Genomic DNA, 23,773 nt, shown 5'->3' with positions numbered 1-23,773 from the left:
CAAGAACAGCGTGGCCAACCACCTTTTCGACTCGCTTCGCGCTTGCACGATTGCCGACGACCGGACCTTCCTGGAGCGGACGGACGGGTCCGTGCTCACCTATGGCGGGCTGTGGGAGGCGACCGCGCGCTGGGCCGGCGCGCTGCGCGCGCTGGGCGTCGCCACCGGCGACCGCGTCGCCGTGCAAGTGGAGAAAAGCCCTGAAGTTCTCGTGCTTTACCTCGCCTGCATCCGCGCCGGGGCGATCTTCCTGCCGCTCAACACCGCCTATACGGCGGCGGAGGTGAGCTACTTCCTGGGCGACGCGGAGCCGTCGCTGTTCGTGTGCGATCCTGCAAAGCGCGACGCGCTGGCGCCCATCGCGGCGGCGGCGAAAGTGGCGCGCGTCGAGACTCTCGACGAGCATGGTTGTGGTACACTCGCGGAGGTTGCAGCCCGCCAGGAGCCGAACTTCCCGACCGTCGAACGCGAACCGGACGACCTCGCCGCCATCCTCTACACCTCCGGCACCACCGGCCGCTCCAAGGGGGCCATGCTGAGCCATGACAACCTGCTCAGCAACGCCTTGACTCTCAAGGACTATTGGCGTTTCACCCCGGCCGACGTGCTGATCCACGCGCTGCCCGTCTTCCACACGCACGGGCTGTTCGTCGCCACCAACACCATCTTGGCGGCTGGCGCGACGATGATCTTCCTGCCGAAGTTCGACCCGGCCCAGGTTCTGGCGCTGGCCGGCCGCGCGACCGCGCTGATGGGCGTGCCGACCTTCTATACGCGGCTGCTCGGCAACCCAGGGTTGATCCGCGAGGCCGTGGCCGGGATGCGGCTGTTCATCTCGGGCTCCGCCCCCCTGCTCGCCGAAACCCACCGCGAGTTCTCCGCCCGCACCGGCAAGGCCATCCTGGAACGCTACGGGATGACCGAAACCAACATGAACACCTCCAACCCCTATGACGGCGATCGCGTGCCCGGCACGGTGGGGTTCCCGCTGCCGGGCGTGTCGCTGCGCGTGGTCGATCCGGAGACCGGGCGCGAGCTGGCGGCCGAAGACGTCGGCATGATCGAGGTCAAGGGCCCCAATGTCTTCAAGGGGTATTGGCGCATGCCCGAGAAGACGAACGCCGAATTCCGGCCGGATGGGTTCTTCATCACCGGCGACCTCGGCAAGATCGACGGGCGCGGATACGTCCATATCGTCGGCCGTGGCAAGGACCTGATCATTTCGGGCGGCCTGAACATCTATCCCAAGGAGGTCGAGACCGAGATCGACGGCCTGCCGGGCGTCGAGGAAAGCGCGGTCATCGGCGTCCCCGACGCCGATTTCGGCGAGGCGGTGACCGCCGTGATCGTGCGCAAGCCGGGCGCGGAAGTGTCGGAGGACGACGTCCGCGCCGGCCTCAGGGAGCGCCTGGCGCGGTTCAAGCAGCCGAAATACGTGATCTTCGTTCCCGAGCTCCCCCGCAACACGATGGGCAAGGTGCAGAAGAACGTCCTGCGGGACCAGTTCACCCCAAGGTTGTAGTCGGCGGATCGGCCCCGCCTCTGGCGCGGGCGCGGCCTTGCGCTTATCTGATGGGCAGAGCAAGGGAAAGCCGATGTCCATCGCCCGTTTTTGCGTCAACTCGGTCGCGCTCCTGGCCGCCGGTTTCCTCGCGACCGCTGCAACTTCCGCGCGTGCGGAGGACTGCACCTGGGGCAAGCCGGGCTACCGCGATTGCATTGACGCAAAGATCGCCAAGCGGCGCGAGCAGGAGGCGAAGGGGCAGAAGCCGGATATCGCCAAGACCGTGCCGGCGAGCAAGCGTCCCGGCACCCTGACGCCGCTGCCCGCCCCTCCGCAGGACACGTTGATCCTGCCCGACATGAACGATGCGCGCGGCCGCAGGGCCTTGCAGCGCAGCCTGCACGACTTCGAGCGCGACCAGGCGCGCATGCGCCGGCAGGGCGCGCCGGAGCCGATCATGCCCTATCCCGAGATCAACAAGATTCCGGGCCAGGTCTGCCCGACCGGCGGCTGCTACTAAAAGCTGCGCAACTTCGGCGTGTTTCTTGCCTGTCCCTTTCCGCCGAGAGGAGGGGGACCATGAGGCAGACAACGGCCGACGACACGCAGGCTTACCCGGGCGGGAGCGCCGCCGCGCCGCTTCTCGCCGGCCATCCGGTGCAGCGCATCCTGCAGGACATTCACCGGCGCTACCGCGATCACGACGAGGGACGGCTGGCGGACTACATCCCCGAGCTGACGCTCGCCGATCCGCGCGATTTCGGCATCGCCATGGCCATCACGGACGGCTTCGTCCACGAGGTCGGGGACACGCGCAAGCCCTTCACGATCCAGTCAATTTCCAAACCGATCGTGTACGCGCTGGCGCTGCGCGACCATGGCCGCGAGGCGGTGCTCAGGAAGATCGGGGTGGAGCCTTCGGGCGACCCGTTCAACTCCATCGCCTTCGACGAGCAGCACAATCGCCCGTTCAATCCGATGGTCAACTCGGGCGCCATCGCCGCTACCGCCCTGGTGCGGGGCGAGGGGCGCAAGGCGCGGCTGGCGCGCATCATGGCGATGTTCGAGGCCTTTGTCGGGCGCCCCCTGGAGATCGACGAGGCGGTCTATCGGTCGGAGGCGCAGACCGGCCATCGCAACCGCGCCATTGCCTACCTGGAGTTGAACGCGGGCATGGTCGACGGGCCGGTCGAGGAGCACCTCGACCTGTATTTCCTGCAGTGCTCGATCCGGGTCACCGCCCGCGACCTTGCGGTTGTGGGGGCGACCCTGGCCAACGAGGGAGTGAACCCGCTGACCGGGGCGCGGGTGCTGGCGCCGGACCTCGCCCGCGACGTTCTCAGCGTCATGGCGACCTGCGGCATGTACGATTACGCCGGCGGTTGGCAGTATGATGTCGGCATGCCGGCCAAGAGCGGCGTGGGCGGCGGAATCATGGCCGTGTTGCCCGAGCAGCTTGGACTTGGAGTTTACTCCCCGCGTCTTGACGAGACGGGGAACAGTTGGCGCGGCATCAAGGTGTGTACTAACCTCTCCCGGGAATTGAAGCTGCATCTGCTGGATTTTCGGGGCGCGCGGACGAGCGCCGTGCGGCGCGCCTACCGGGGGTCCGAGGTGCGCTCGAAGCGGGCGCGGCGGGAGCGGGAGACGGAGGCGCTGGACCGCTCGGCGCATCGCATCGCCGTCTACGAGATCCAGGGCGACCTGTCCTTCTCCGACGCCGAGAGGCTGACCCGCCTGATCCTCGGAGAAGCCGCGTCATTCGATCATATCGTCCTGGATTCACGGCGGATTTCCTCGATGAGCGAGGTCGCCGCGAGGGTCCTGTCGGGGCTGGCGGAAGAGCTTGCGGCGCAGGGCAAGGCGGCGCTGCTGGCGCCCTCCCCCGAGACGCCGCGCCTCGCCGGCTTCCGCCTCGCCGATGGCGTCGACGCAGCGCTCGAAGCTTGCGAGGATGCAATCCTGGCAGCCGCCGGAGTTTTGCATTCTTTCGAAGCCGAAGTGGAATTGGCGGACTTCGCCCTCCTGAACACGCTGGACTCCGACGAGTTCGACGTCTTTCGACGGCACCTTGTTCTGGAACACTTCGGAACAGGCGATGTTCTGGCCAGAACGGGCGAAAAGGCCGACCGACTGTTCTTGGCGGTCGCCGGGCGCTGCGACATTCGCGTCAAGGTTGAAGGCTCTGACCGCCACCATAGGTTGGGGTCGCTGGAAGCCGGCACGATGTTCGGCGAGCTCGCCCTGTTCGAGAACGGTGTGCGCACCGCCGACGTCGTGGCCGCCACTCCGGTGCGCTGCTACATGCTCACCCGCGAGGCCTTCGCGGCGCTGCAACGGCGCGAGCCGGCTTTGTGCGCCAAGATCCTGCTGCGGGTCGGGGCCAGCCTCGCGGACCGGCTGCGCCGGGCCAATGCCGAGATCGGCGCGCTGGCGCGCTGATCAGGCGACGACGGCCGGGCGGATTTCCCCCGTGCCGCCGTCGGTCAGGCCGAGGTCGGTCAGATGCGGCCCCGCGTTGCAGGCGAGGCTCGCGCCGACGAAGGCCTTGAACACCCGGTAGGGCGGCTTCCACTCGGCGATGTCGTCGCAGGCGGCCTTCACGGCGCGGAAGCCGGCGGCGATGGCCTCCGGCGCGTCCTCCGAGAGCAGCCCGCACACCGGCAGGGGAAGCAGCGCCGTCACCTTGCCGTCCTTGGCCACGGCCATGCCGCCGCCGCAGGCGATCAGCGCGTTGGCGGCGGCGGCCATGTCGGCCGGGTCGCGGCCGAACACCGCGAGGTTGTGCGAGTCGTGGGAGACGGTGGTCGCGAACGCACCCCGGAACGTGCCCCAGTCCTCCAGCAGAGCGAGCGCTGGCGTCGCCGGGCCGCGGCCGTGGCGGTGCGCCATGGCCATCACCGAGACGCCGTCCGGCAGCACCACCCGGCCGGCCTCGATCCGCGTCTCAACCTGCGACCATGCGGTGAAGCGCGCGCCGCGAATGGCGTTGAGCCGCACCGGGCCGTCGGCCCGGCCGGGAACGCGCGGGGCGAAGTCGTCCGGGGCGAGCGGCGCGAGGCGCATCGTCGCCGTGGGCGCGGCGACGGGGTCCGGGCGCAGCGTCGAGAGGAGGCGGCCGGCGCTCGCCGCCAGCTCGCCGTCGGCCAGCACGTGCCGCACGCCGAGGGTGGCGAGGTCGTCGAACACCACGATGTCGGCGCGCCGCCCCGGGCCGACGAGGCCGAGGTCGTCGCGCTTCAGCCGCATGGCCGCGTTCAGCGTCGCGGCGCGGATGGCCTGGGTCGGCGCCAGCCCGTAGCGCACCAGCCGGCGCAGCAGGTCGACCATGCCGCCCTTGTCGACCAGGTCGTCTGGAAACACGTCGTCGGTGCACAAAGTCAGCGTCTGCGGAACCATGGGCAGGGCGTTGAGCGCGGCCACGCAGTCGGGCAGCAGATAGTCGTGGCTGCCGCGCAGCTCCACCGTCAGTCCGGCGCGCAGCTTGGCGAGGCAGTCCTCGGCCGAGACGAGCTCGTGGTCGGAGCCCACCCCGGCCGCCGCGTAGGCCTCCAGCTCGGGGCCGGCGAGGCCGCGCGCGTGGCCGCAGACGAGCTTGCCGCTGGCCAGCCCCTCGCCGACGATGGCGCGCATGCGGGCCGAGCCGTCCAGCACGCCGCGCATGTCCATGACCTCGGCGACGCCGGCGATCTCGGGCCAGGAGAGCATCTCGCGCATCTCCGGCCCGTCGAAGGTCGCGCCGGAGAGCTCCAGCCCGGGCGCGGAGGGCACGCAGGAGGGGGCCAAAGTCAGCACCCGCAAGGGCAGGTCGCGGCTCGCCGCGATGGCCCAGCGCACGCCCTCGAGGCCGAGCACGTTGCCGACCTCGTGCGGGTCCCACACCACGGTCGTCGTGCCCTGCGGCAGCACGGTTTGCGCGTAGACCCGCGGCGTCATCATCGAGCTTTCGACGTGCATGTGGGAGTCGATGAGCCCCGGAGCGACGAAGCCGCCGGCGGCGTCGACGATGCGCGCGGCGTCGGCGCGCGCGCCGCGCGGATGCACGCTCGCGATCAGCCGGCCGACGATGCCGACATCGGCCTCGCGCAGCTCGCCGGTGGCGACGTCGACCACCGTGCCGCCCGCCACCAGCACGTCGAAGGGGCGGCGGCCGAGCGCCGCGTCGACGGCGGCCCGGCGCTCGGCCGGGTCGACGAGTTCGGTCCTCGTGGGGTCGCCGGTCATGCGGATGCTCCCGTGCTGGCGGCGTCGAAGGCGGCACGCATCAGCGCCAGGATGCCGGCCGCGTCGCCCCGGCGCGCCACCAGCGCGTTGGGCGCGGCCTTGTGCGCGCGAAACTCGCAGATCGTCATGCCCCGCGCCGGCCCCGCGCCACGCTCCATCTCGACCCGCGCCGGGGCGGTCTCCACCGTCCCGGGCGCGACCAGGGCGGCGGCGGCGACGGGATCGTACAGCGCCATCGGCCGCCCGCGCCCGATGCGGACATAGCCTTCGGTGAGGTCGGCGAGGATTTCGGCGCGCTCGCCGCCGCGCGACCGGATGAGGGCGACGTCCTCCATCGAGATCGGCACGGTCCGGCAGGCGTCGAGGCCGACCATGGTGAAGGGAACGCCGGCATCGAGCACGATCTGCACGGCCTCGGGGTCGCACAGCGCGTTGAACTCGGCCGCCGCGGTGTGGTTGCCCGCGCCGGCGCTGCCCCCCATCCAGATCATCCCGTCGAGGCCGCGCGCGATCTCCGGGCGGGCCAGCAGGGCGACGGCGAGGTTGGTCAGCGGGCCCAGCGCCAGAACGGTGAGGCCGCCCGGCGCGGCGGCTTGCGCCAGCGCGTCGAGCGCGCCGGTAGGGGAGAGGCGCGCCGGGGCCGGCGGCAGGCCGCGGCCGGCGCTCGCCAGCGCGTCGTCGCCGAGGATGGCCTGGGCCGTGATCGGCTCGCCGATCAGCGGCCGGTCGCGCCCGACATGCAGAGGGGCGCGCCAGCCGAAGAAGGCGCTCATGCGCGCGGCGTTGTCGACGACGACCGGCAGCGGCGCGTTGCCCGCGACGAGGCCGATGCCGGCAATGGCCCAGTTGGGGTCCGCGGCCACCATCGCGATGGCGGCCATGTCGTCGAAGCCGCAATCCGTGTCGATCCAGACACGGCGCGGCGCGGGTGCGGGAGTGGTCAATTCGTGTCTTCCGATGGCGGCGCACGATAGGCCACGCGAGGCGGGCGAAGCAACGCCGCGAGGGCGCGCCCCGCCCCTCCCCCGTGCATGGCGCGCGCCGGGCGACGCCCTATAATCCCGGCAGGACGAGAAACCGGCGAGGACGCATGACCTTCGACGCTTTCCGGGCCTCGCTCGGCGAGGCCGCGCCGCCGCCGGGCCTCGGCGAGGCCCTGCTGGCCCTGTGGTGGGACGGCAAGGGTGACTGGGAGAAGGCCCATACGCACGCCCAGGCCGACGAGGCCCGCGACGGCTCGTGGGTCCATGCCTACCTGCACCGCAAGGAAGGCGACCTCGGCAATGCCGGTTACTGGTACGCGCGCGCCGGACGCTCCCGTCCGGAGTCCACGCTCGAAGCGGAATGGGAAATCATCGCGCGCGAGCTGCTGGGGCGCGCCGCCGGCTGAGGTCGGCTCAGCTCGCGAGCCGCGCCATGCGCTCGCGCATCCGCTCTTCGAAGGCGAGGATGATGGCCGACAGGCCCGGCTCGTCGACGAGCTCGGCCGCCTCCGACGGGCGCGTCCACAGCAATTGGCGCTGGCCCTGCTCCCGCCACTCGGCGCGCTGCCGCTCGACATAGAGCGGGAAGACGCGCACGGCGCACAGCGCGAAGCTGTCGCTCAGCCGCTTCCAGTACTCGAATACGCCGACCGGCTTCTTTGCCACCACGCCGACGACGCCGGCCTCCTCCAGCGCCTCGCGGGCGGCGGATTTGTGCGGCTTCTTGCCGTGGACGGGCCATCCCTTGGGAATGATCCAGCGCCCGGTGTCGCGCGAGGTCACCAGCAGGACGAACAGCTCGCCCCGGTCGTAGCGGTACGGAAGCGCGGCGTATTGCACGCGGGGCGGCGCGTCGGCCTCGAACCCGTGGTCGCGATGGGCCTTCATCGTCGGGCCTCGCCTCCAGAGAGGTCCGCCCGGGCCGAAAAGGCGCGGAGCGGGATCGCGAATGATCCCGCTCCGCCGTTGAGGTTCGGTTAACGTAGACCGAAGGTTGTGAAATTCGCTCTAATGCAATGTATCAGGGCGGTGGCCCATGCCTTCGTCGTCGCCGGCGCTATCCATGGCGGCGTAGGCGGGGCAATAGCCGGTGGCGCCGCGCGTCGTCAGCATGACGCCCGCAAGCCCGGCGAGCATGCCGGAGGTTCCGCCCTGGCGCAGCCCCCACGCCAGCAGGCCGAGGCCCATGACGGTCGAGGCGATGCGTTCGACGTCTCCCACGTTGGGCGGGCCGGACGTCATGCCCTCCCACAGATCCGCGGCCACGTCCTGGGCCTGGTGCGCGATGTCCGACATGGCAAGCTCCTGCTCGATGGCGCGGGGCCGCGCGGAGCGGCCCGGTGGGCGGAAACGGCCCGCCCGCGCCAACGTTCCCGGCGCTCACTAGGCGCGGTCGAAAGCCTCGACGCGGCCGACGCGCGGCGTCTCCGTGCGGCGCAGGCGGCGGCCGACCGCCTCCACCTTGCGGAACACCCGCACGAAATTGGCCGACGCGATGCCCGCGATGGCCTCGTCGGACCATCCGCGCGCCATCAGCCCCGCCAACAAATGCGGGAAGCGGCTGACGTCCTCCAGCCCGTCCGGCGTGCGGCCGCCGTAGAAGTCCGAGCCGATGCCGACATGGTCGAGGCCGGCGCGCCCGGCGATGTACTCGATGTGGTCGCAGAGTTGCTCCAGCGTGGCGCGCGGCGGCGCGCCGGCGCGGCGGGCGAGGTCGGCGAAGGCGTCGCCGGGCCCGGAGGGCGGGGCCGCCTTGCCCCAGGCGTCGCACAGCGGCCGGTACCAGTCGCGCGAGGCCTGGCTGATGAAGTTCGGCACGAAGGTCGCCATCACCAGCCCGCCATTGGCGCGCACCCGGTCGAGCACGTCGTCGGGCACGTTGCGGGGGTGGTCGCACAGGGTGAAGGCGTTGGAGTGGGAGAACACGACCGGCGCGCGCGTGATGTCCAGCACCTGCCGCATCACGTCGTGAGAGACGTGCGCGAGGTCGACGATCATGCCTAGCCGGTTCAGCTCGAGCACGACGGCGCGGCCGAAGGGGGTGAGCCCGCCGTGGCGCGGCGCGTCGGTGGCGCTGTCCACCCAGTCCAGCGTCTCGTTATGGCAGAGCGTCATCAGCCGCGCGCCGGCGGCGTTCCACACGCGCAGCGGCGACAGGCTGTTCTCCAGCCCCACTCCGCCCTCGATGGCGATGAAGGAGGCGATCTTGCCCAGCGCCTTGGCGCGCGCGATGTCGCTCGCCCGGCGCGCCGGCAGGAACGTGTCGGGGTAGGCTTCGGTGAGGCGCAGGATGATGTCGACCACCTCCATCACCGTACGGCCGGGATGCGGCGTCAGCGTGGGGATGAACGCGGCCCAGAACTGCGCGGAGACGCGGCCCTGCTTCATGCGCGGGATGTCGGTGTCATGGTCCTGCCTGGGGCGGCCGGGATCGAACGCGGCGACGTCGCCGCGCGCCCGCGCGTCGTCGTGGATCACCCAGGGCAGGTCGTTGTGCCCGTCGACGAGCGGCAGGCGCTCCAGCAGCGCCAGCGCCCGCTCCAGGTGGGCGGCGTCGGCGCGGCGTGCGGTGGGAGTGGCGGCGCGGTGCATGGGAGATCCGGATCGGCGGCGTCTGGCGGCGCGGGAATCGCGCCCGCGCCTGCCACGCAGGCTGGCCCCGGCGGCCGCGCCCGTCCAGCCCTCACGTCCGGTTAACCCTGAAATTCCAGAGTCATGGAACGAATGGACGCTTCCGAACGTTCAAATTCCAACAAATAACCATCGTGAACACCGTAGATGATGGACCTCATGAACCTCCGCATCCTCGTCGTCGAGGATGAACTGCTGATTGCACTGGCGATGGAGGACATGCTCCAGACGTTCGGGTGCGAAATCATCGGTCCCGCCTCCGACATCGGGGAAGCCGAGAAGATCATTCTCAAGGAACGGCTCGACGGCGCGCTGCTGGACGTCAACGTCCGCGGGCGGCTGGTCTACCCCGTCGCCGAGATGCTGATCGAGCGCTCCATTCCGCTCATCCTGTGCAGCGGCTACGCGACCACCAACGTGATCCCCGCGCCCTACTGCGCCCTGCCGCAGATCGCCAAGCCCTACGATCAGGACACGCTGTACCGGATGATGACGCGCGTGTTCGCCGACACCGAGGCGAGGACGCCGCCGGCCGCGTGGGCGCGGCCGTTCGACCGCTCCGGCGAACTCAGCGGCTGAGCGCGCCCGCGCGCCCGGCGAGGCCCAGCGCATCGCGCCGCAGCCAGCGCTGCATCATCAGCACGGCCACCACCGTCAGCCCCGCCGCCAGCCCCATCCAGATGCCCGAGCCGCGCAGCCCCGTGCCAAAGCCGAGCCCGACGCTCAGCGGCAGTCCGACGCCCCAATAGCCGATCGCCGCGTAGATCATCGGCACGCGCGTGTCGTGCAGCCCGCGCAGCATGCCCGAGCCGACCGCCTGCGCGCCGTCCGCCACCTGGAACAGAGCCGCGTAGAACAGGAACACCACGGCGAACTCGACCACCGCCGCGTTGGCCGGCGCGTCGATGTCGATGAAGAAGCCGACCAGCACGCGCGGGGCGACCACCATCACCGTCGCGGTGAGCACCATGAAGCCGACGCCGAGCGCGAAGGACGCCCAGCCCGCGAGGCTGACGCCGTGGGGGTCGCCCGCCCCGAAGGCCCGGCCGACGCGCACCGTCACCGCCTGGTTGAAGCCGAGCGGAACCATGAAGACGAGCGAGGCGATCTGGATGGCGATGGAGTGGGCGGCGAGCTCGTCGGCGCCGATCAACCCCATCAGGAACACCGCGCAGTTGAAGATCGTGACCTCGAAGGCCAGCGTCGCGCCGATCGGCAGGCCGAGCCGCCAGTAGTCGCGCAGGCGCGGCCAGTCGGGCCGCCAGAAGCGGCCGAACAGGTGGTAGCGGCGGAAGCGGCGGTCCATCTGGACGACGACCGCGAGGCCGCCGAACAGCACCACCGAGGCCAGCGTCGTCGCCAGCCCCGAGCCCGGCAGGCCAAGCGGCGGCACGCCGAGATGGCCGAACATCAGCACCCAGTTGGCGAAGATGTTGAACAGGAACGCCACCACGACGGCGGCCAGCGCCCAGCGCGGGCGCTCCATCGCCGCGAGATACGAGCGCAGCACGAGGTAGCCGAGGAAGGGCAGCATGCCCCATTGCAGCGTGCGCAGATACGCGCCGGCCAGCGCCGCCAGATGCGGCTCCTGCCCCATCGCCAGCAGGATCGCCTCGCCGTGCCACAGCACCAGCCAGCTCGGCACGCTGATCGCCACGCAGGCCCACAGGCCCTGGCGCACCGTGCGCCGCACCTCGCGCACCGCGTGACGGTTGCGCCCGCGCTCGGCGGCGATCAGCGGCGAGGCGGCGCTGATGACGCCGATGCCGAAGATCAGGATGGCGAAGTGCAGGTTGAAGCCGAGCGAGCCCGCCGCCAGCGCCTGCGGGCCGAGATGGCCCATCATCACCACGTCGGTCGTGGTCATGCCGGTCTGCGCCAGGTTGGTGAGGATCAGCGGCCACGCCAGCGCCATCGTGGCGCGCGCCTCCTCCCACCACGCGCGCGGGGCGGGGCGGGCGATCTCGGCCTCGCGGTCGATGTCGCGCTGGATCGGGATCTCGGTCATGGCACGGGCTTCTAGCGCAATCGGTCGCGGATGGCGTGCGCTTTCGCGCACGTCGCCACGCAGGGGACCAGACGGAAAAGCCGCGCCGCCCGTTCGGGAGCGGCGCGGCCGGGCCTGCCGGCGAAGGCGCTGGGCCTATTGCGGGCTGGGCGTCGGCGTCGGCGTGGGGGTCGGCGTCGGGGCCGGCGACGCGGGATTGGCCGCGCGGGCGCGGTCCATCAGCGCGGTCGCCGCGTCGACGCAGGCCTTCATCGTCTCGCTCGGGCTGCACGTCACGGCCATGCGGGTGTCGCCGGAGCGGAACACGAAGCGCGCCCCGCCGCCCATCATGCCACCGCCCATCATGCCGCGACCGCCCATCATGCCGCCGCCCATGCCGCCCATGCCGCCTCCCATGCCGCGGCCCATGCCGCCCATGCGGTCCATCATCATGCGGCGATGCATGCGCACCATGGCGTCATGGTCGTCATTGTTGTCGTCGTAGCCGTCGTCCTCGTTGTCGGCCTGGTCGCCGCCGCGGTCATCGCGCCAGGAGCGGCGGTCGGACTGCCGGTCGTCCGAGTTCCAGTCCCGATGCATGCGGTCCATCTGGCGCATGCGCTCCATGTCGCCGCGTCCGCCACGATCCTGCGCGAGCGCCGCGCCGGACGTGCCGGCCATCACGGCCATGAGTGCTGCGGAGATGAGTAGAGCCGTGCGCATGGCGATCTCCCGAGTTCTGTTGCGGTTCCGCGGCTCCCGGGCGCCGCGAAGCGGGCCGGCGCGCGCGGAGACGAACTCCCCCGCTTGGAGGAGCGTTCCGCAATCATAGGCTGCTTTCGGGAGGCGGGCGACAGGCGGGCCGCGCCGGTCTGCCCCGCGCGGCGCACGGCCCCGGCTCACGAAAAAGCCCCCGTCTCCGGGGGGCTTTTCGTTAGTTGTCGAGGAAGCTGCGCAGCTTGCGGCTGCGGCTGGGATGCTTGAGCTTGCGCAGCGCCTTCGCCTCGATCTGGCGGATGCGCTCGCGCGTCACCGAGAACTGCTGGCCGACTTCCTCCAGCGTGTGGTCGGTGTTCATGCCGATGCCGAAGCGCATGCGCAGTACGCGCTCCTCGCGCGGCGTCAGCGAGGCGAGCACGCGCGTCGTCGTCTCGCGCAAATTGGACTGAATCGCCGCGTCGATGGGCAGGATGGCATTCTTGTCCTCGATGAAGTCGCCGAGGTGGCTGTCCTCCTCGTCGCCGATGGGCGTTTCGAGCGAGATCGGCTCCTTGGCGATCTTCAGCACCTTGCGCACCTTCTCCAGCGGCATGGCCAGCTTCTCGGCCAGCTCCTCCGGGGTCGGCTCGCGGCCGATCTCGTGCAGCATCTGGCGGCTGGTGCGGACGATCTTGTTGATCGTCTCGATCATGTGCACCGGGATGCGGATAGTGCGCGCCTGGTCGGCGATGGAGCGGGTGATCGCCTGCCGGATCCACCACGTCGCGTAGGTCGAGAACTTGTAGCCGCGCCGGTACTCGAACTTGTCCACCGCCTTCATCAGGCCGATATTGCCCTCCTGGATCAGGTCCAGGAACTGCAGGCCGCGGTTCGTGTACTTCTTGGCGATGGAGATGACGAGGCGCAGGTTCGCCTCCACCATTTCCTTCTTGGCCTGGCGCGCCTCGCGCTCGCCCTTCTGCACCATGTGGACGATCTTGCGGAACTCCTGGATCTCCAGCCCCGTCTCCGAGGCGAGATTGTGGATGTCCTGCCTGATGTCCTTGATCGAGTCCTTGTCGTTGGCGACGAACTCCTTCCAGCCGCGGGTCCCGAGCTTGGAGACGCGCAGCAGCCACTTGGGGTCGAGCTCCGACCCCTGGTAGTTCTTCAGGAAGTCCTCGCGCGAGACGCGGTAGCTCTCGGCCAGCCGCATCAGCCGGCCTTCCAGGCCGATGAGCCGCTTGTTGATGTCGTAGAGCTGCTCGACCAGCGCCTCGATGCGGTTGGCGTTGAGCGACAGCGACTTGACGTCGGTGACGATCTCTTCCTTGAGCTTCTTGTACTTGCGCTCCTGGGCCGGCGTCAGCGACGTGTTCTGCAGCTTGGACTCGACGTTCTGGTCCTGCAGGCGGCGCAGCTTCTTGTAGGCGTCGGCGATGCGGTCGAAGGTTTCCAGCACCTTCGGCTTCAGCTCGGACTCCATGGCCGACAGGGAGACGTTGTTCTCCATGTCGTCTTCCTCGAGGTCGCCCTCGGGAACGGCGTCGCCCTCGGCCGCCAGCGTCTCGCCCTCGGCCTCCTCCTCGCCCTCCTCGACCTTTGGCCCGCCCTTGCCCTCCGGGCCGGCGTAGGTCGCCTCGAGGTCGATGATGTCGCGCAGCAAAACCTTGGCTTCGTTCAGCTCGTCGCGCCAGATGATGATGGCCTGGAAGGTCAGCGGGCTCTCGCACAGCCCGGCGATCATGGCCTCGCGGCCGGCCTCGATGCGCTTGGCGATGGCGATCTCGCCCTCGCGCGACAGCAGCTCGACCGAGCCCATCTCGCGCAGGTACATGCGCACGGGGTCGTCGGTGCGGTCGGCCGGCTCGGCGCGCTCGACCTTGGCCGGCAGGGCGCGCGCCGTCTCGACGAGCTCGCCGCCCTCCTCGTCCTCGCTCTCGTCGCTCGCTTCCGGGCGGTCCGCGTCGGCCTCCTCGGACTCGATGACGTTGATCCCCATCTCGTTGAGCATGGCGAGGATGTCCTCGATCTGCTCGGACGTGACTTCCTCGGAGGGGAGGACCTCGTTCAGCTCTTCATAGGTGACAAACCCGCGCTTCTTCGCGAGCTTGATCATTCGCTTGACGGCCTGATCGGTCAGGTCGAGAAGCGGGCTGTCCGCCTGCGGTGCATCCGCGACGTCGCCTTCGGCCTTCTCGTTCGTCTTTGTCGCCATTCCCGATCGCTCCAAACCCGCCCGGGCCACGCCAACGCCCGGAGAAACAACGAAGTTCACGTCAGAATGGGCAGCAGGGACTCCCGTCCCGCCGCCCTGCACGAAAACCGGCCTCGATCAATGTCGTGAATCGCTTAAGTCACCCTTAACCGTTTCCGACCGGAGCCCGAACGAGCCGCCCCGCCGCACGCGGACCGCTCCCTCACCGGCTCCTTCTCACGCACTTTCCTGTCGGCGCGCCTTCCAGGCGGCCGCAACGCTATCGATCCTGGTCCGGCCCGGAGGCCCGCGCGCCGCGATCGATCTCGGCTTCCGTCCCGTCGAGGGTCGAAATCTGGAGGACGAGGTCGCGTATCCAAGCCAGGCTGGCCTCGCTTTCGTCCTGCGCGAACGCCGTGCGGGCCATCCCGAGTTCGTTATGTAGCGTCAGCGCGCGGCGATGCAAGGTCATCGCCTGCCTGAGGCTGTCCCTGACTTGTTCAGGATCGGCCCCGGAGTCAAGACACCATCGGTCGCCATGCCGCACCACGGCCTCCAGCCGGTCGAGCACGGGGCCGAGCCCCATGGCCACGATCCAGCCGCGCGGATCGCCCTCCTCGCCCGCTTCGCGATGGGCCTCGAAGTCGACCAGCGCCTGCCGAACGCGGCGCGTATCGGCGTGCGCGAAGTCCATGGCGGCCAGCGTCTCGGCCTGCTCCGCCAGCAGGACGGGATGGGCGGTGAGGATCAGCAGGATCATCGCCTCGCGCGGCGACACCGCCGAGGGCGCCGCGAAAATGGCGCTGCGCGACAGGCTGGCGCTGGCGCGCAACGGCTCTGGCGGTCCGCCCGACGATCCGCGCCCCTGCCCCGGCCGGCCGCGCCCGCCTTCGCGCCCGCCGCCGGCGCGTCCGCCGCCCCTGCCGCCGCCCGCGCCGGGCATCAGGGCGCGCAGCCGCACGTCCATCTCCGCCCTGTAATGGCGGCGCAAATCCTCGTCCTTGATGGTGGCGAGCACTTCGCGCATCCGCCGTTCCAGCGCCGCGCGGCGCTCCGGCGTGTCGAGGGGGCCGGCCTCAACCTCGCGCATCCACAAAAGGTCGACCAGCGGCATCGCCTGGTCGAGCGCCTTTTGCAGCGCCGCCTGCCCGCCTGAGCGGGCGAGGTCGTCGGGGTCCTGCCCCTCGGGCAGCAGCGCGAAGCGCAGCGACTTGCCCGGCTGCAAGGACGGCATCGCCACGTCGATGGCCCGCCACGCGGCGCGCCGGCCGGCCTTGTCGCCGTCGAAGCACAGGATCGGCTCGTCGGCCATGCGCCACAGCAAAGCGAGCTGTTCCGGCGTCAGCGCCGTGCCGAGCGGGGCGACCGAGTTGGGAAACCCGGCGAGGCTCATGGCGATGACGTCGACATAGCCCTCCACGGCGATCACCGTGCCGCGGTCGTGCGCCGCCTTGCGCGCGTTGTGGTGATTGTAGAGCACCTGGCCCTTGTGGAAGAGCGGCGTGTCCGGGCTGTTGAGGTACTTTGCCGGCACGTCCTTTTCGAGGGCCCGCCCGCCGAAGGCGATCACCCGGCCGCGCGCGTCGCAGATCGGGAACATCACGCGGTCGCGGAACCGGTCGTAGGGGACGTTGACGTCCTCGCGCTCGACCAGCAGGCCCGCTTCCAGCATGGCCTGCGCGGGAACGCCCTTGCCGGCGAGATGGTCGCGCAGCGCGTAGCGGTCGGCCGGCGCGTAGCCCATGCCGAAGCGCGTCCACGCCTCCTCCGAGAGGCCGCGCCCCTCCAGATAGGCGCGGGCCTTGGCGCCGCGCCGCCCCCGCAGCTCCGCCTGGAAGAAGGCGGCGGCCAGCGCCATCACGTCGATCAGCGACTTGGCGCGGTGCTCCTGCTCCTCCGCCTCGCGGGAGACCTTGGGCAACGACACCCCGGCGAGCCCCGCCAGCCGCTCGACGGCCTCGGGGAACTCCAGCCCCTCCGTCTCCATCACGAAGGAGAAGATGTCGCCGTGCCGGCCGGACGAGAAGTCGTGGTAGAAACCCTTCTGGTCGTTGACGAAGAAGGAGGGCGTGCGCTCCGCGTTGAAGGGCGACAGGCCCTTCCACTCCCGCCCCGCCTTCTGCAGGCGCACGCGCTTGCCCACGACTTCCGACACCGGCAGCCGGGCGCGAATTTCGTCGAGAAGTCCTGGCGGATAGCGCATCGAAGATGAGGTAGCACGGCGCGTCGGGGTTGCAAGCGGCACGGGGCCGCGCCGCCCGCCGAGGCCCGAAGCGGGTCACTTCGCCGGTCTTCCGGTGCGCAATCCCCGCTATCCACAGGCCCGCGAGCCCGGCTCGCGCCGCTCCATGGAGGGGCGCGTCCAGGCTCGCCGGCTTTTCGCGTCAGCCGCCCGCCGCCGAGTCGGTCGCGACCGCGCTCAGGCCTGGCCGGAGAGGCGGGCCTTGATGGCGGCGCTGGCCTTGCCGAAGTCCATCTGGCCGGCGTAGCGCTCCTTGAGCGCGGCCATCACCTTGCCCATGTCCTTCAGGCTCGCCGCGCCCGTCTCGGCCACCGCCGCGTCGATGGCGGCCTTGACCTGCGCCTCGTCCATCTGGCGGGGCATGAAGCCCATGATGATGGCCAGTTCCTCGCGCTCCTGCTCGGCGAGGTCGGCGCGACCGGCGTCCTCGTAGATCTTCAGGCTCTCCTGGCGCTGCTTCACCATCTTCTGAAGCACGCCGAGAATCTCGTCGTCGGACAGTGGCTCCTTGCCCGCGCCGCGCGCCTCGATGTCGCGGTCCTTGAGGGCGGCGGTGATGAGCCGGACCGTGGAGACGCGGCGTTTGTCGCCCGCCTTCATGGCCTCCTTGAGCGCGTCTGTGAACTGCTGGCGCATGGGGCTCCTGCCCTTCGTTGCGGACCCGCGCGAGCCTGCCCGCGAATCGGGCCGGCCGGCACGCGGAAATCCAAGTGCCTGATAAACAACATGAATTCACAGACCGAGAAGGGTTGACGCTGGCGTCCGCCCGTCATAGTTTCCCGGCCTGAGCCCGGCGACCGCGATCCGGGGCGGAACCGCGCGCCCGCTGGCGCGCGAAAGCCCCTCGCCCTCATCTCCGCGTCGGGCGACGGGATTTAGGACGAAAATGGCGATGCTTCAAGATCAGGCCTCCACGGCGGCCGTAGGCTCCAACGCGGCCGACGCCTGGGAGGACCCCAAGACCACGGCCGTGCTGGTGCTGGCCGACGGCACCGTGCTCGAGGGCTTCGGCGTCGGCGCGGTGGGCGAGGCCACCGGCGAGGTCTGCTTCAACACCGCCATGACGGGCTACGAGGAGATCCTCACTGATCCCTCCTACGCCGGGCAGATCGTCACCTTCACCTTCCCGCATGTCGGCAATGTCGGCACCAACGAGGAAGACGTGGAGACGGTGAACATGGCCGCCGATTCGGGCGTGCGCGGCGTCATCCTCCACACCGGCATCACCAGCCCGAGCAACTGGCGCGCCACGCGCCATTTCGACGCCTGGCTGAAGGCGCGCGGCATCGTCGGCCTCGCCGGCATCGACACGCGCGCGCTCACCGCGCTGATCCGCGAGAAGGGCATGCCCAACGCGGTCATCGCGCACGACCCCTCCGGCGCGTTCGACCTGCCCGCGCTGAAGGCGCGCGCAGCCGCCCTGCCCTCCATGGACGGGCTGGACCTCGTGCCCATGGTGACCTCGACGCAGCGCTTCTCCTGGGACGAGACGAGCTGGACCCTCGGCGAGGGCTACGGCCGCCAGGACGCGCCGACGCGCCACGTCGTCGCCATCGACTACGGCGTCAAGCGCAACATCCTGCGCCTGCTCGCCGACCGGGGCTGCAAGGTGACCGTCGTTCCCGCCACCGCGACCGCCGAGGACGTGCTGGCGCTGCGCCCCGACGGCGTGTTCCTCTCCAACGGCCCCGGCGACCCGGCCGCGACCGGCGAGTACGCGGTGCCGGTGATCCGCGAGCTGCTGGACCGCAACATCCCCACTTTCGGCATCTGCCTCGGCCACCAGATGATGGCGCTCGCCGTCGGCGCGAAGACCAGGAAGATGCACCAGGGGCACCACGGCGCGAACCATCCGGTGAAGGACTTCACCACCGACAAGGTGGAGATCGTCTCGATGAACCACGGCTTCGCGGTCGATCGCGAGACGCTGCCGGCGAATGCGCGCGAGACGCACGTGTCGCTGTTCGATGGCTCGAACTGCGGCATCGCCCTCACCGACCGGCCGGCCTTCTCCGTGCAGCACCACCCCGAGGCTTCGCCCGGCCCGCAGGACAGCCACTACCTGTTCGACCGCTTCGTCGAGATGATCGACTCCCGCAAGGCGTCGGAGGGTCGCTGAACCCGGAGGCAGCCCCCGGTTGCGGGGCGCGGGGCGGCGCGCCACCATCGCGGGGGTGATTCGCGGCCGGGGAGGGCTTGCATGACCGCGCGCGTGGCGATTGCGCTGGCAGGATTGGCGCTGATGCTGGCGGAGCCGGCCGAGGCCGCGGGCAGCGCGAAGCGCGGCGAAGCCCTCGCCAAGGCGAACTGCGCCTCCTGCCACGCCATCGGCCGCCGCGGCGCCAGCCCCAACCCGAAATCGCCGCCGTTCCGCACGCTGGCCGAGTTCTACCCGGTCGAGTCGCTGCAGGAGGCGCTGGCCGAGGGCATCAGCGTCGGCCACGAGGGCCTCGAAATGCCAGAATACCAGTTCACGCCGGCGCAGATCGACGACCTCACCGCCTATCTCAAGACGGTCAACCGGAAGCGCTGACCCCATGGCCGGGACAAGCTGGCTGGACTTCTGGAACGGCGAGCACGCCATCTACGTGAACGCCCGCCACAAGATGCTGCACGACCGCATGGTCGCGCGCGACGTCGCCGCGCTGGCGCCGGCCGGCCAGCCGGTGGCGCTGGACTTCGGCTGCGGCGAGGCGACCGAGGCGCGCACGCTCTCGCGGCGCTGCGCCACGCTCTATCTGTCGGACGCCGCGCCGACCGTGCTCGCCCGCGTGCGCGCCCGCTACCCGGGCGACCCGACGATCCGCGTCATCGACCCCGCCGAGGTGGAGGCCCTGCCGGACGCCTCGCTCGATTTCGTGGTGGTGAACTCGCTGCTGCAATACCTGGCGCGGCCGGAGCTGATCCGCTGGCTCGCGGTGTTCCGCGCCAAGCTGAAGCCGGGCGGCACGCTGGTGCTGGGCGACGTGATCCCGCCCGACGTCAGCCCCCTGACCGACGCCGCCGCGCTGCTGCGCTTCGGTTTCGAGGGCGGCTTCTTCCTCGCCGCGCTGGGCGGGCTGGCGCGGACCTTCTTCTCCGACTATCGCCGCCTGCGCGGCCGGCTCGGCCTGTCGACCTACGACGAGGCCGACATGCTGGGCATCCTCGACGACGCCGGCTTCGCGGCCGAGCGCCGCCATCCGAATATCGGCCACAACCAGGCGCGGATGACCTTCGTCGCCCACCCGCTCTGAAATTCAGGGCCGGAACGTCCAGAACCGGTTGGCCGAAAAGCTCCACAGCAGCACGACGCCGGTCGTCAGCACCTGCGCGGGCAGATAGGGCAGCCCCAGCCGGCCGTTGAACAGGCCCATGAACAGTCCCGTCAGCACGAAGCCGACGCCCGCCACCGTGGCGAAGCGCCACGTCGCCTCGCGGTGGGGCCGGTCGCTGTCGAACGCGTAGCGGCGGTTGAGCGCGTAGGAGACGACGCCGCCAAGCACGTAGCCGGCCAGCGTCGCCGGCACCGGGGACGCGCCCGCGCCCTCCACCAGCCCGATCAGCGCGCCGTAATGCGCCACCGCCGCCACGAGGCCGACGCCGGCGAAGGCCGAGAACTGGCGGAAAAGCGCCCGCAAGGGGCCGGCGTGGGGGGACTCGCGTCGCATGCGCCCGCTTGTGGGGCGCGGCAGCCGGCGGGTCAACCGGCGTCGGCGGGGCGATGCCCCTTCCCTCCCCGACGATTCTCGTTTACGAACTCCCGACTTCAGCGGGAAGTCGGACGACAGCGCGTGCCCCGCTCGATGCAGATCATCGATCCCGAGCGAGGCTGCGCCCACCGGATGGCCGGGGAGCGGCCTTTTTTTATGCGCGCGGCATGACCCAGGCCTCCCGGCCGGGCCGCGCACGGACGGGACTTGAAGGGCGACATGCCGAAGCGGACAGACATTTCGACCATCCTCATCATCGGCGCCGGCCCGATCGTCATCGGCCAGGCCTGCGAGTTCGACTATTCGGGCACGCAGGCGGTGAAGGCGCTCAAGGAGGAGGGCTACCGCATCGTCCTCGTGAACTCCAACCCGGCGACGATCATGACCGATCCGGACCTCGCGGACCGGACCTATGTCGAGCCGATCACGCCGGAGATCGTCGCCAAGATCATCGAGAAGGAGCGCCACGCGGTCCCCGGCGGCTTCGCGCTGCTGCCCACCATGGGCGGCCAGACGGCGCTGAACTGCGCCCTGTCGCTGAAGAAGATGGGCGTGCTGGAGACCTTCGACGTCGAGATGATCGGCGCCACCGCCGAGGCCATCGACAAGGCCGAGGATCGCGAGCTGTTCCGCGACGCCATGACCAAGATCGGGCTCGACACGCCGCGCTCGCACCAGGTCAAGACGCTCTCCCAGGCGCTCGACGTGCTGTCCGACATCGGCCTGCCGGCGATCATCCGCCCCTCCTTCACCATGGGCGGCACCGGCGGCGGCATCGCCTACAACAAGGCCGAGTACCTCGACATCGTCGAGCGCGGCATCGACGCCTCGCCGACCAACGAGGTGCTGATCGAGGAAAGCGTGCTCGGCTGGAAGGAATACGAGATGGAGGTGGTCCGCGACCGCGCGGACAACTGCATCATCGTGTGCTCCATCGAGAACATCGACCCGATGGGCGTCCACACCGGCGACAGCATCACCATCGCCCCGGCCCTGACGCTGACCGACAAGGAATACCAGCGCATGCGCGACGCCTCGCTCGCCGTGCTGCGCGAGATCGGCGTCGAGACGGGCGGCTCCAACGTGCAGTTCGCGATCGACCCGGACTCCGGCCGCATGATCGTGATCGAGATGAACCCGCGCGTGTCGCGCTCCTCGGCGCTCGCCTCGAAGGCCACCGGCTTCCCGATCGCCAAGGTCGCGGCGCGGCTTGCCGTCGGCTACACGCTCGACGAGATCGCCAACGACATCACCGGCGGCGCCACGCCGGCCTCGTTCGAGCCGACCATCGACTACGTCGTCACCAAGATCCCGCGCTTCGCCTTCGAGAAGTTTCCCGGCGCCGAGAACACGCTGACCACGTCGATGAAGTCCGTCGGCGAGGCGATGGCGATCGGCCGCACCTTGCAGGAATCGCTGCAGAAGGCGCTGCGCTCGCTGGAGACCGGGCTGCACGGGCTCGACGAGATCGAGATCGAGGGCCTCGGCCAGGGCGACGACAAGAACGCCATCCGCGCCGCGCTCGGCACCCCGACGCCCGACCGCCTGCTCAAGGTGGCGCAGGCCATGCGCCTGGGCTTCGACATCGACCAGATCTACGAGGCCTGCCGCATCGACAAGTGGTTCCTCGAGCAGATCGCCCAGATCGTCGCGACCGAGGACCGCGTCCGCGCGCTCGGCCTGCCGACCACCACCGGCGCGTTCCGCCAGCTCAAGGCCATGGGCTTCTCCGACGCCCGGCTCGCCATGCTGACGCGGCTGCGCGAGGAGGACGTCGCCAAGCGCCGCCGCGCCCTCGACGTGCGCCCGGTCTACAAGCGCATCGACACGTGCGCGGCCGAGTTCGCCTCGCCCACCGCCTACATGTACTCCACCTACGCCCCGCCCTTCGCCGGCAAGCCGGCCGACGAGGCGCGCCCCACCGACCGCAAGAAGGTGGTCATCCTGGGCGGCGGCCCGAACCGCATCGGCCAGGGCATCGAGTTCGACTATTGCTGCTGTCACGCCTGCTTCGCGCTCAACGACGCGGGCTACGAGACGATCATGGTCAACTGCAACCCGGAGACGGTGTCGACCGACTACGACACGTCCGACCGCCTCTATTTCGAGCCGCTGACCAACGAGGACGTCATCGAGGTCCTGCGCAAGGAGCAGGAGAACGGCACGCTGATGGGCGTCATCGTGCAGTTCGGCGGCCAGACGCCGCTGAAGCTCGCCAAGGCGCTCGAGGCCGCCGGCATACCGATCCTCGGCACCTCGCCCGACATGATCGACCTCGCCGAGGACCGCGACCGCTTCAAGCGCCTGCTCGACCGGCTCGGCCTCAAGCAGCCGGAGAATGGCATCGCCTATTCGGTGGAGCAGAGCCGGCTTGTGATGCAGGAGCTCGGCCTGCCGGTCGTGGTGCGCCCCTCCTACGTGCTCGGCGGCCGGGCCATGGAGATCATCCACGACGAGGCGACGTTCGACCGCTATTTGCTCGGCACGCTGCCGGAGCTCGTGCCCAACGACATCAAGGCGCGCTACCCCAACGACAAGACGGGCCAGATCAACACCGTCCTCGGCAAGAACCCGCTGCTGTTCGACCGCTATCTGTCGGACGCCATCGAGGTGGACGTCGACTGCCTGTGCGACGGCAAGGACGTGTTCATCGCCGGCATCATGGAACACATCGAGGAGGCCGGCATCCACTCCGGCGACTCCGCCTGCGCCCTGCCGCCGCACTCGCTGAAGCCGGAGGTGATCGCCGAGCTGGAGCGCCAGACGCGCGAACTGGCGCTGGCGCTGAATGTCGGCGGCCTCATGAACGTCCAGTACGCGCTCAAGGACGGCGAGATCTACGTGCTCGAGGTCAATCCGCGCGCCTCGCGCACCGTGCCCTTCGTGGCCAAGGTGATCGGGGAGCCGATCGCCAAGATCGCCTCGCGCATCATGGCGGGCGAGAGCCTAGGGAGCTTCGGCCTGCGGACGAAGCGGCTCGATCATATCGGCGTGAAGGAGGCGGTGTTCCCCTTCGCGCGCTTCCCCGGCGTCGACGTGCTGCTCGGCCCGGAAATGCGCTCCACGGGCGAGGTCATCGGCCTCGACCGGTCCTTCGGGGTCGCCTTCGCCAAGAGCCAGCTCGGCGGCGGCACCAAGGTGCCGAAGTCGGGCACGGTGTTCGTGTCGGTGCGCGACAGCCACAAGCCGCGCATTCTCGACGCCATGAAGGAACTGGCCGGACTGGGCTTTAAGATCGTCGCCACCAGCGGAACCCAGCGTTTCCTGGAAGAGAACGGCGTCGCCGCGGCCAAGATCCACAAGGTGCTGGAAGGCCGGCCCCATGTCGTCGACGCCATCAAGAACGGCGACATCCAGCTCGTCTTCAACACCACCGAAGGCAAGCAGGCGCTCAACGACTCCAGATCGCTGCGCCGGGCGGCCCTCTTGCATAAAGTGCCTTATTACACCACGCTAGCAGGCGCGGTGGCGGCGACGCAGGGCATCAAGGCCTATCTCGGCGGAGATCTCCAGGTGCGCGCCCTGCAGGACTATTCGGCCACGACGGCCTGACCCCTCCGGGGCGGGCTCGCGGCCTAGACAGCGAACCGACGATGGCTGCCGGCTCGGTCCTG

At 70.1% G+C, this 23,773-nt stretch carries 20 protein-coding genes; 9 read left to right on the top strand and 11 right to left on the bottom strand.

Annotated features, from left to right (window positions below):
• Window positions 1-10: 10 nt before the first annotated feature.
• From NK718_RS01010 to glsA, 3 genes are all read left to right on the top strand, one after another.
• Complete coding sequence (locus NK718_RS01010) at window positions 11-1,522, top strand: malonate--CoA ligase (protein WP_254737674.1); 1,512 nt, start codon at window positions 11-13, stop codon at window positions 1,520-1,522.
• A 73-nt stretch (window positions 1,523-1,595) separates the two neighbouring features.
• Window positions 1,596-2,024: a hypothetical protein gene (locus tag NK718_RS01005; RefSeq protein ID WP_254737671.1), complete on the top strand. Its 429-nt coding sequence runs from the start codon at window positions 1,596-1,598 to the stop codon at window positions 2,022-2,024.
• 59 nt (window positions 2,025-2,083) lie between these two features.
• Window positions 2,084-3,946, top strand: coding sequence for a glutaminase A (gene glsA, locus NK718_RS01000; RefSeq protein WP_254737668.1), 1,863 nt, complete (start codon window positions 2,084-2,086; stop codon window positions 3,944-3,946).
• Here glsA and NK718_RS00995 read toward each other — a convergent pair whose 3' ends face one another.
• Window positions 3,947-5,728, bottom strand: coding sequence for an adenine deaminase (locus NK718_RS00995; RefSeq protein ID WP_254737666.1), 1,782 nt, complete (start codon window positions 5,726-5,728; stop codon window positions 3,947-3,949).
• Complete coding sequence (locus tag NK718_RS00990; RefSeq protein ID WP_254737662.1) at window positions 5,725-6,672, bottom strand: nucleoside hydrolase; 948 nt, start codon at window positions 6,670-6,672, stop codon at window positions 5,725-5,727. The genes NK718_RS00995 and NK718_RS00990 overlap by 4 nt, the downstream gene beginning before the upstream one ends.
• 146 nt (window positions 6,673-6,818) lie before the next feature.
• Here NK718_RS00990 and NK718_RS00985 point away from each other — a divergent pair, with 146 nt between their 5' ends.
• Window positions 6,819-7,118, top strand: coding sequence for a hypothetical protein (locus NK718_RS00985; protein ID WP_254737660.1), 300 nt, complete (start codon window positions 6,819-6,821; stop codon window positions 7,116-7,118).
• A 7-nt stretch (window positions 7,119-7,125) separates the two neighbouring features.
• On the opposite strand, the gene NK718_RS00980 is transcribed toward NK718_RS00985, so the two are convergent.
• The 3 genes from NK718_RS00980 to NK718_RS00970 all read right to left on the bottom strand — a co-directional run bounded on the left by NK718_RS00980 (window position 7,126) and on the right by NK718_RS00970 (window position 9,303).
• A complete protein-coding gene (locus NK718_RS00980; protein ID WP_254737657.1) occupies window positions 7,126-7,599 on the bottom strand; it encodes an NUDIX hydrolase in 474 nt (157 codons plus the stop codon).
• Between the two features lie 120 nt (window positions 7,600-7,719).
• Window positions 7,720-8,007 carry a YgaP family membrane protein gene (locus NK718_RS00975; protein WP_254737655.1) on the bottom strand — a complete coding sequence of 96 codons (288 nt, stop codon included), beginning with the start codon at window positions 8,005-8,007 and terminating at the stop codon, window positions 7,720-7,722.
• Window positions 8,008-8,094: 87 nt separating this feature from the next.
• A complete protein-coding gene (locus NK718_RS00970; protein ID WP_254737651.1) occupies window positions 8,095-9,303 on the bottom strand; it encodes a dipeptidase in 1,209 nt (402 codons plus the stop codon).
• A 186-nt stretch (window positions 9,304-9,489) separates the two neighbouring features.
• On the opposite strand from NK718_RS00970, the gene NK718_RS00965 reads away from it, so the two are divergent.
• Window positions 9,490-9,921, top strand: coding sequence for a response regulator (locus NK718_RS00965; RefSeq protein WP_254737649.1), 432 nt, complete (start codon window positions 9,490-9,492; stop codon window positions 9,919-9,921).
• Here the strand turns inward: NK718_RS00965 and NK718_RS00960 are convergent.
• From NK718_RS00960 to NK718_RS00940, 5 genes are all read right to left on the bottom strand, one after another.
• Window positions 9,911-11,350, bottom strand: coding sequence for an MATE family efflux transporter (locus NK718_RS00960; RefSeq protein WP_371877190.1), 1,440 nt, complete (start codon window positions 11,348-11,350; stop codon window positions 9,911-9,913). The genes NK718_RS00965 and NK718_RS00960 overlap by 11 nt on opposite strands.
• Window positions 11,351-11,485: 135 nt before the next feature.
• Window positions 11,486-12,052: a hypothetical protein gene (locus NK718_RS00955; protein ID WP_254737647.1), complete on the bottom strand. Its 567-nt coding sequence runs from the start codon at window positions 12,050-12,052 to the stop codon at window positions 11,486-11,488.
• Window positions 12,053-12,263: 211 nt separating this feature from the next.
• Window positions 12,264-14,246 carry an RNA polymerase sigma factor RpoD gene (gene rpoD, locus NK718_RS00950; protein ID WP_254737645.1) on the bottom strand — a complete coding sequence of 661 codons (1,983 nt, stop codon included), beginning with the start codon at window positions 14,244-14,246 and terminating at the stop codon, window positions 12,264-12,266.
• A gap of 259 nt (window positions 14,247-14,505) precedes the next feature.
• Window positions 14,506-16,428 (bottom strand): DNA primase, encoded by a 1,923-nt coding sequence (dnaG, locus tag NK718_RS00945; RefSeq protein ID WP_254738202.1) that lies wholly within the window; start codon window positions 16,426-16,428, stop codon window positions 14,506-14,508.
• A gap of 216 nt (window positions 16,429-16,644) precedes the next feature.
• Entirely contained in the window at window positions 16,645-17,103 is a 459-nt protein-coding gene (locus tag NK718_RS00940) for a GatB/YqeY domain-containing protein (RefSeq protein WP_254737643.1), read from the bottom strand.
• Window positions 17,104-17,359: 256 nt separating this feature from the next.
• Between NK718_RS00940 and carA the strand changes: the two genes are divergently transcribed.
• From carA to NK718_RS00925, 3 genes are all read left to right on the top strand, one after another.
• Window positions 17,360-18,586, top strand: coding sequence for a glutamine-hydrolyzing carbamoyl-phosphate synthase small subunit (gene carA, locus NK718_RS00935; RefSeq protein WP_254737641.1), 1,227 nt, complete (start codon window positions 17,360-17,362; stop codon window positions 18,584-18,586).
• An 81-nt stretch (window positions 18,587-18,667) separates the two neighbouring features.
• A complete protein-coding gene (locus NK718_RS00930) occupies window positions 18,668-19,000 on the top strand; it encodes a c-type cytochrome (RefSeq protein WP_254737639.1) in 333 nt (110 codons plus the stop codon).
• Between the two features lie 4 nt (window positions 19,001-19,004).
• Window positions 19,005-19,703: a class I SAM-dependent methyltransferase gene (locus NK718_RS00925; RefSeq protein ID WP_254737637.1), complete on the top strand. Its 699-nt coding sequence runs from the start codon at window positions 19,005-19,007 to the stop codon at window positions 19,701-19,703.
• A gap of 3 nt (window positions 19,704-19,706) precedes the next feature.
• On the opposite strand, the gene NK718_RS00920 is transcribed toward NK718_RS00925, so the two are convergent.
• A complete protein-coding gene (locus NK718_RS00920; protein WP_254737635.1) occupies window positions 19,707-20,117 on the bottom strand; it encodes a GtrA family protein in 411 nt (136 codons plus the stop codon).
• A gap of 261 nt (window positions 20,118-20,378) precedes the next feature.
• Between NK718_RS00920 and carB the strand changes: the two genes are divergently transcribed.
• Window positions 20,379-23,711: a carbamoyl-phosphate synthase large subunit gene (gene carB / locus NK718_RS00915; RefSeq protein ID WP_254737633.1), complete on the top strand. Its 3,333-nt coding sequence runs from the start codon at window positions 20,379-20,381 to the stop codon at window positions 23,709-23,711.
• The last annotated feature ends 62 nt before the right edge of the window (window positions 23,712-23,773 follow it).

Source organism: Alsobacter ponti, from assembly GCF_024294805.1.
GTDB classification, from domain to species: domain Bacteria; phylum Pseudomonadota; class Alphaproteobacteria; order Rhizobiales; family Beijerinckiaceae; genus Alsobacter; species Alsobacter ponti.
The sequence above is the reverse complement of the archived record's forward strand: the minus strand, read 5'-3'. Positions and strand labels throughout refer to the sequence as shown.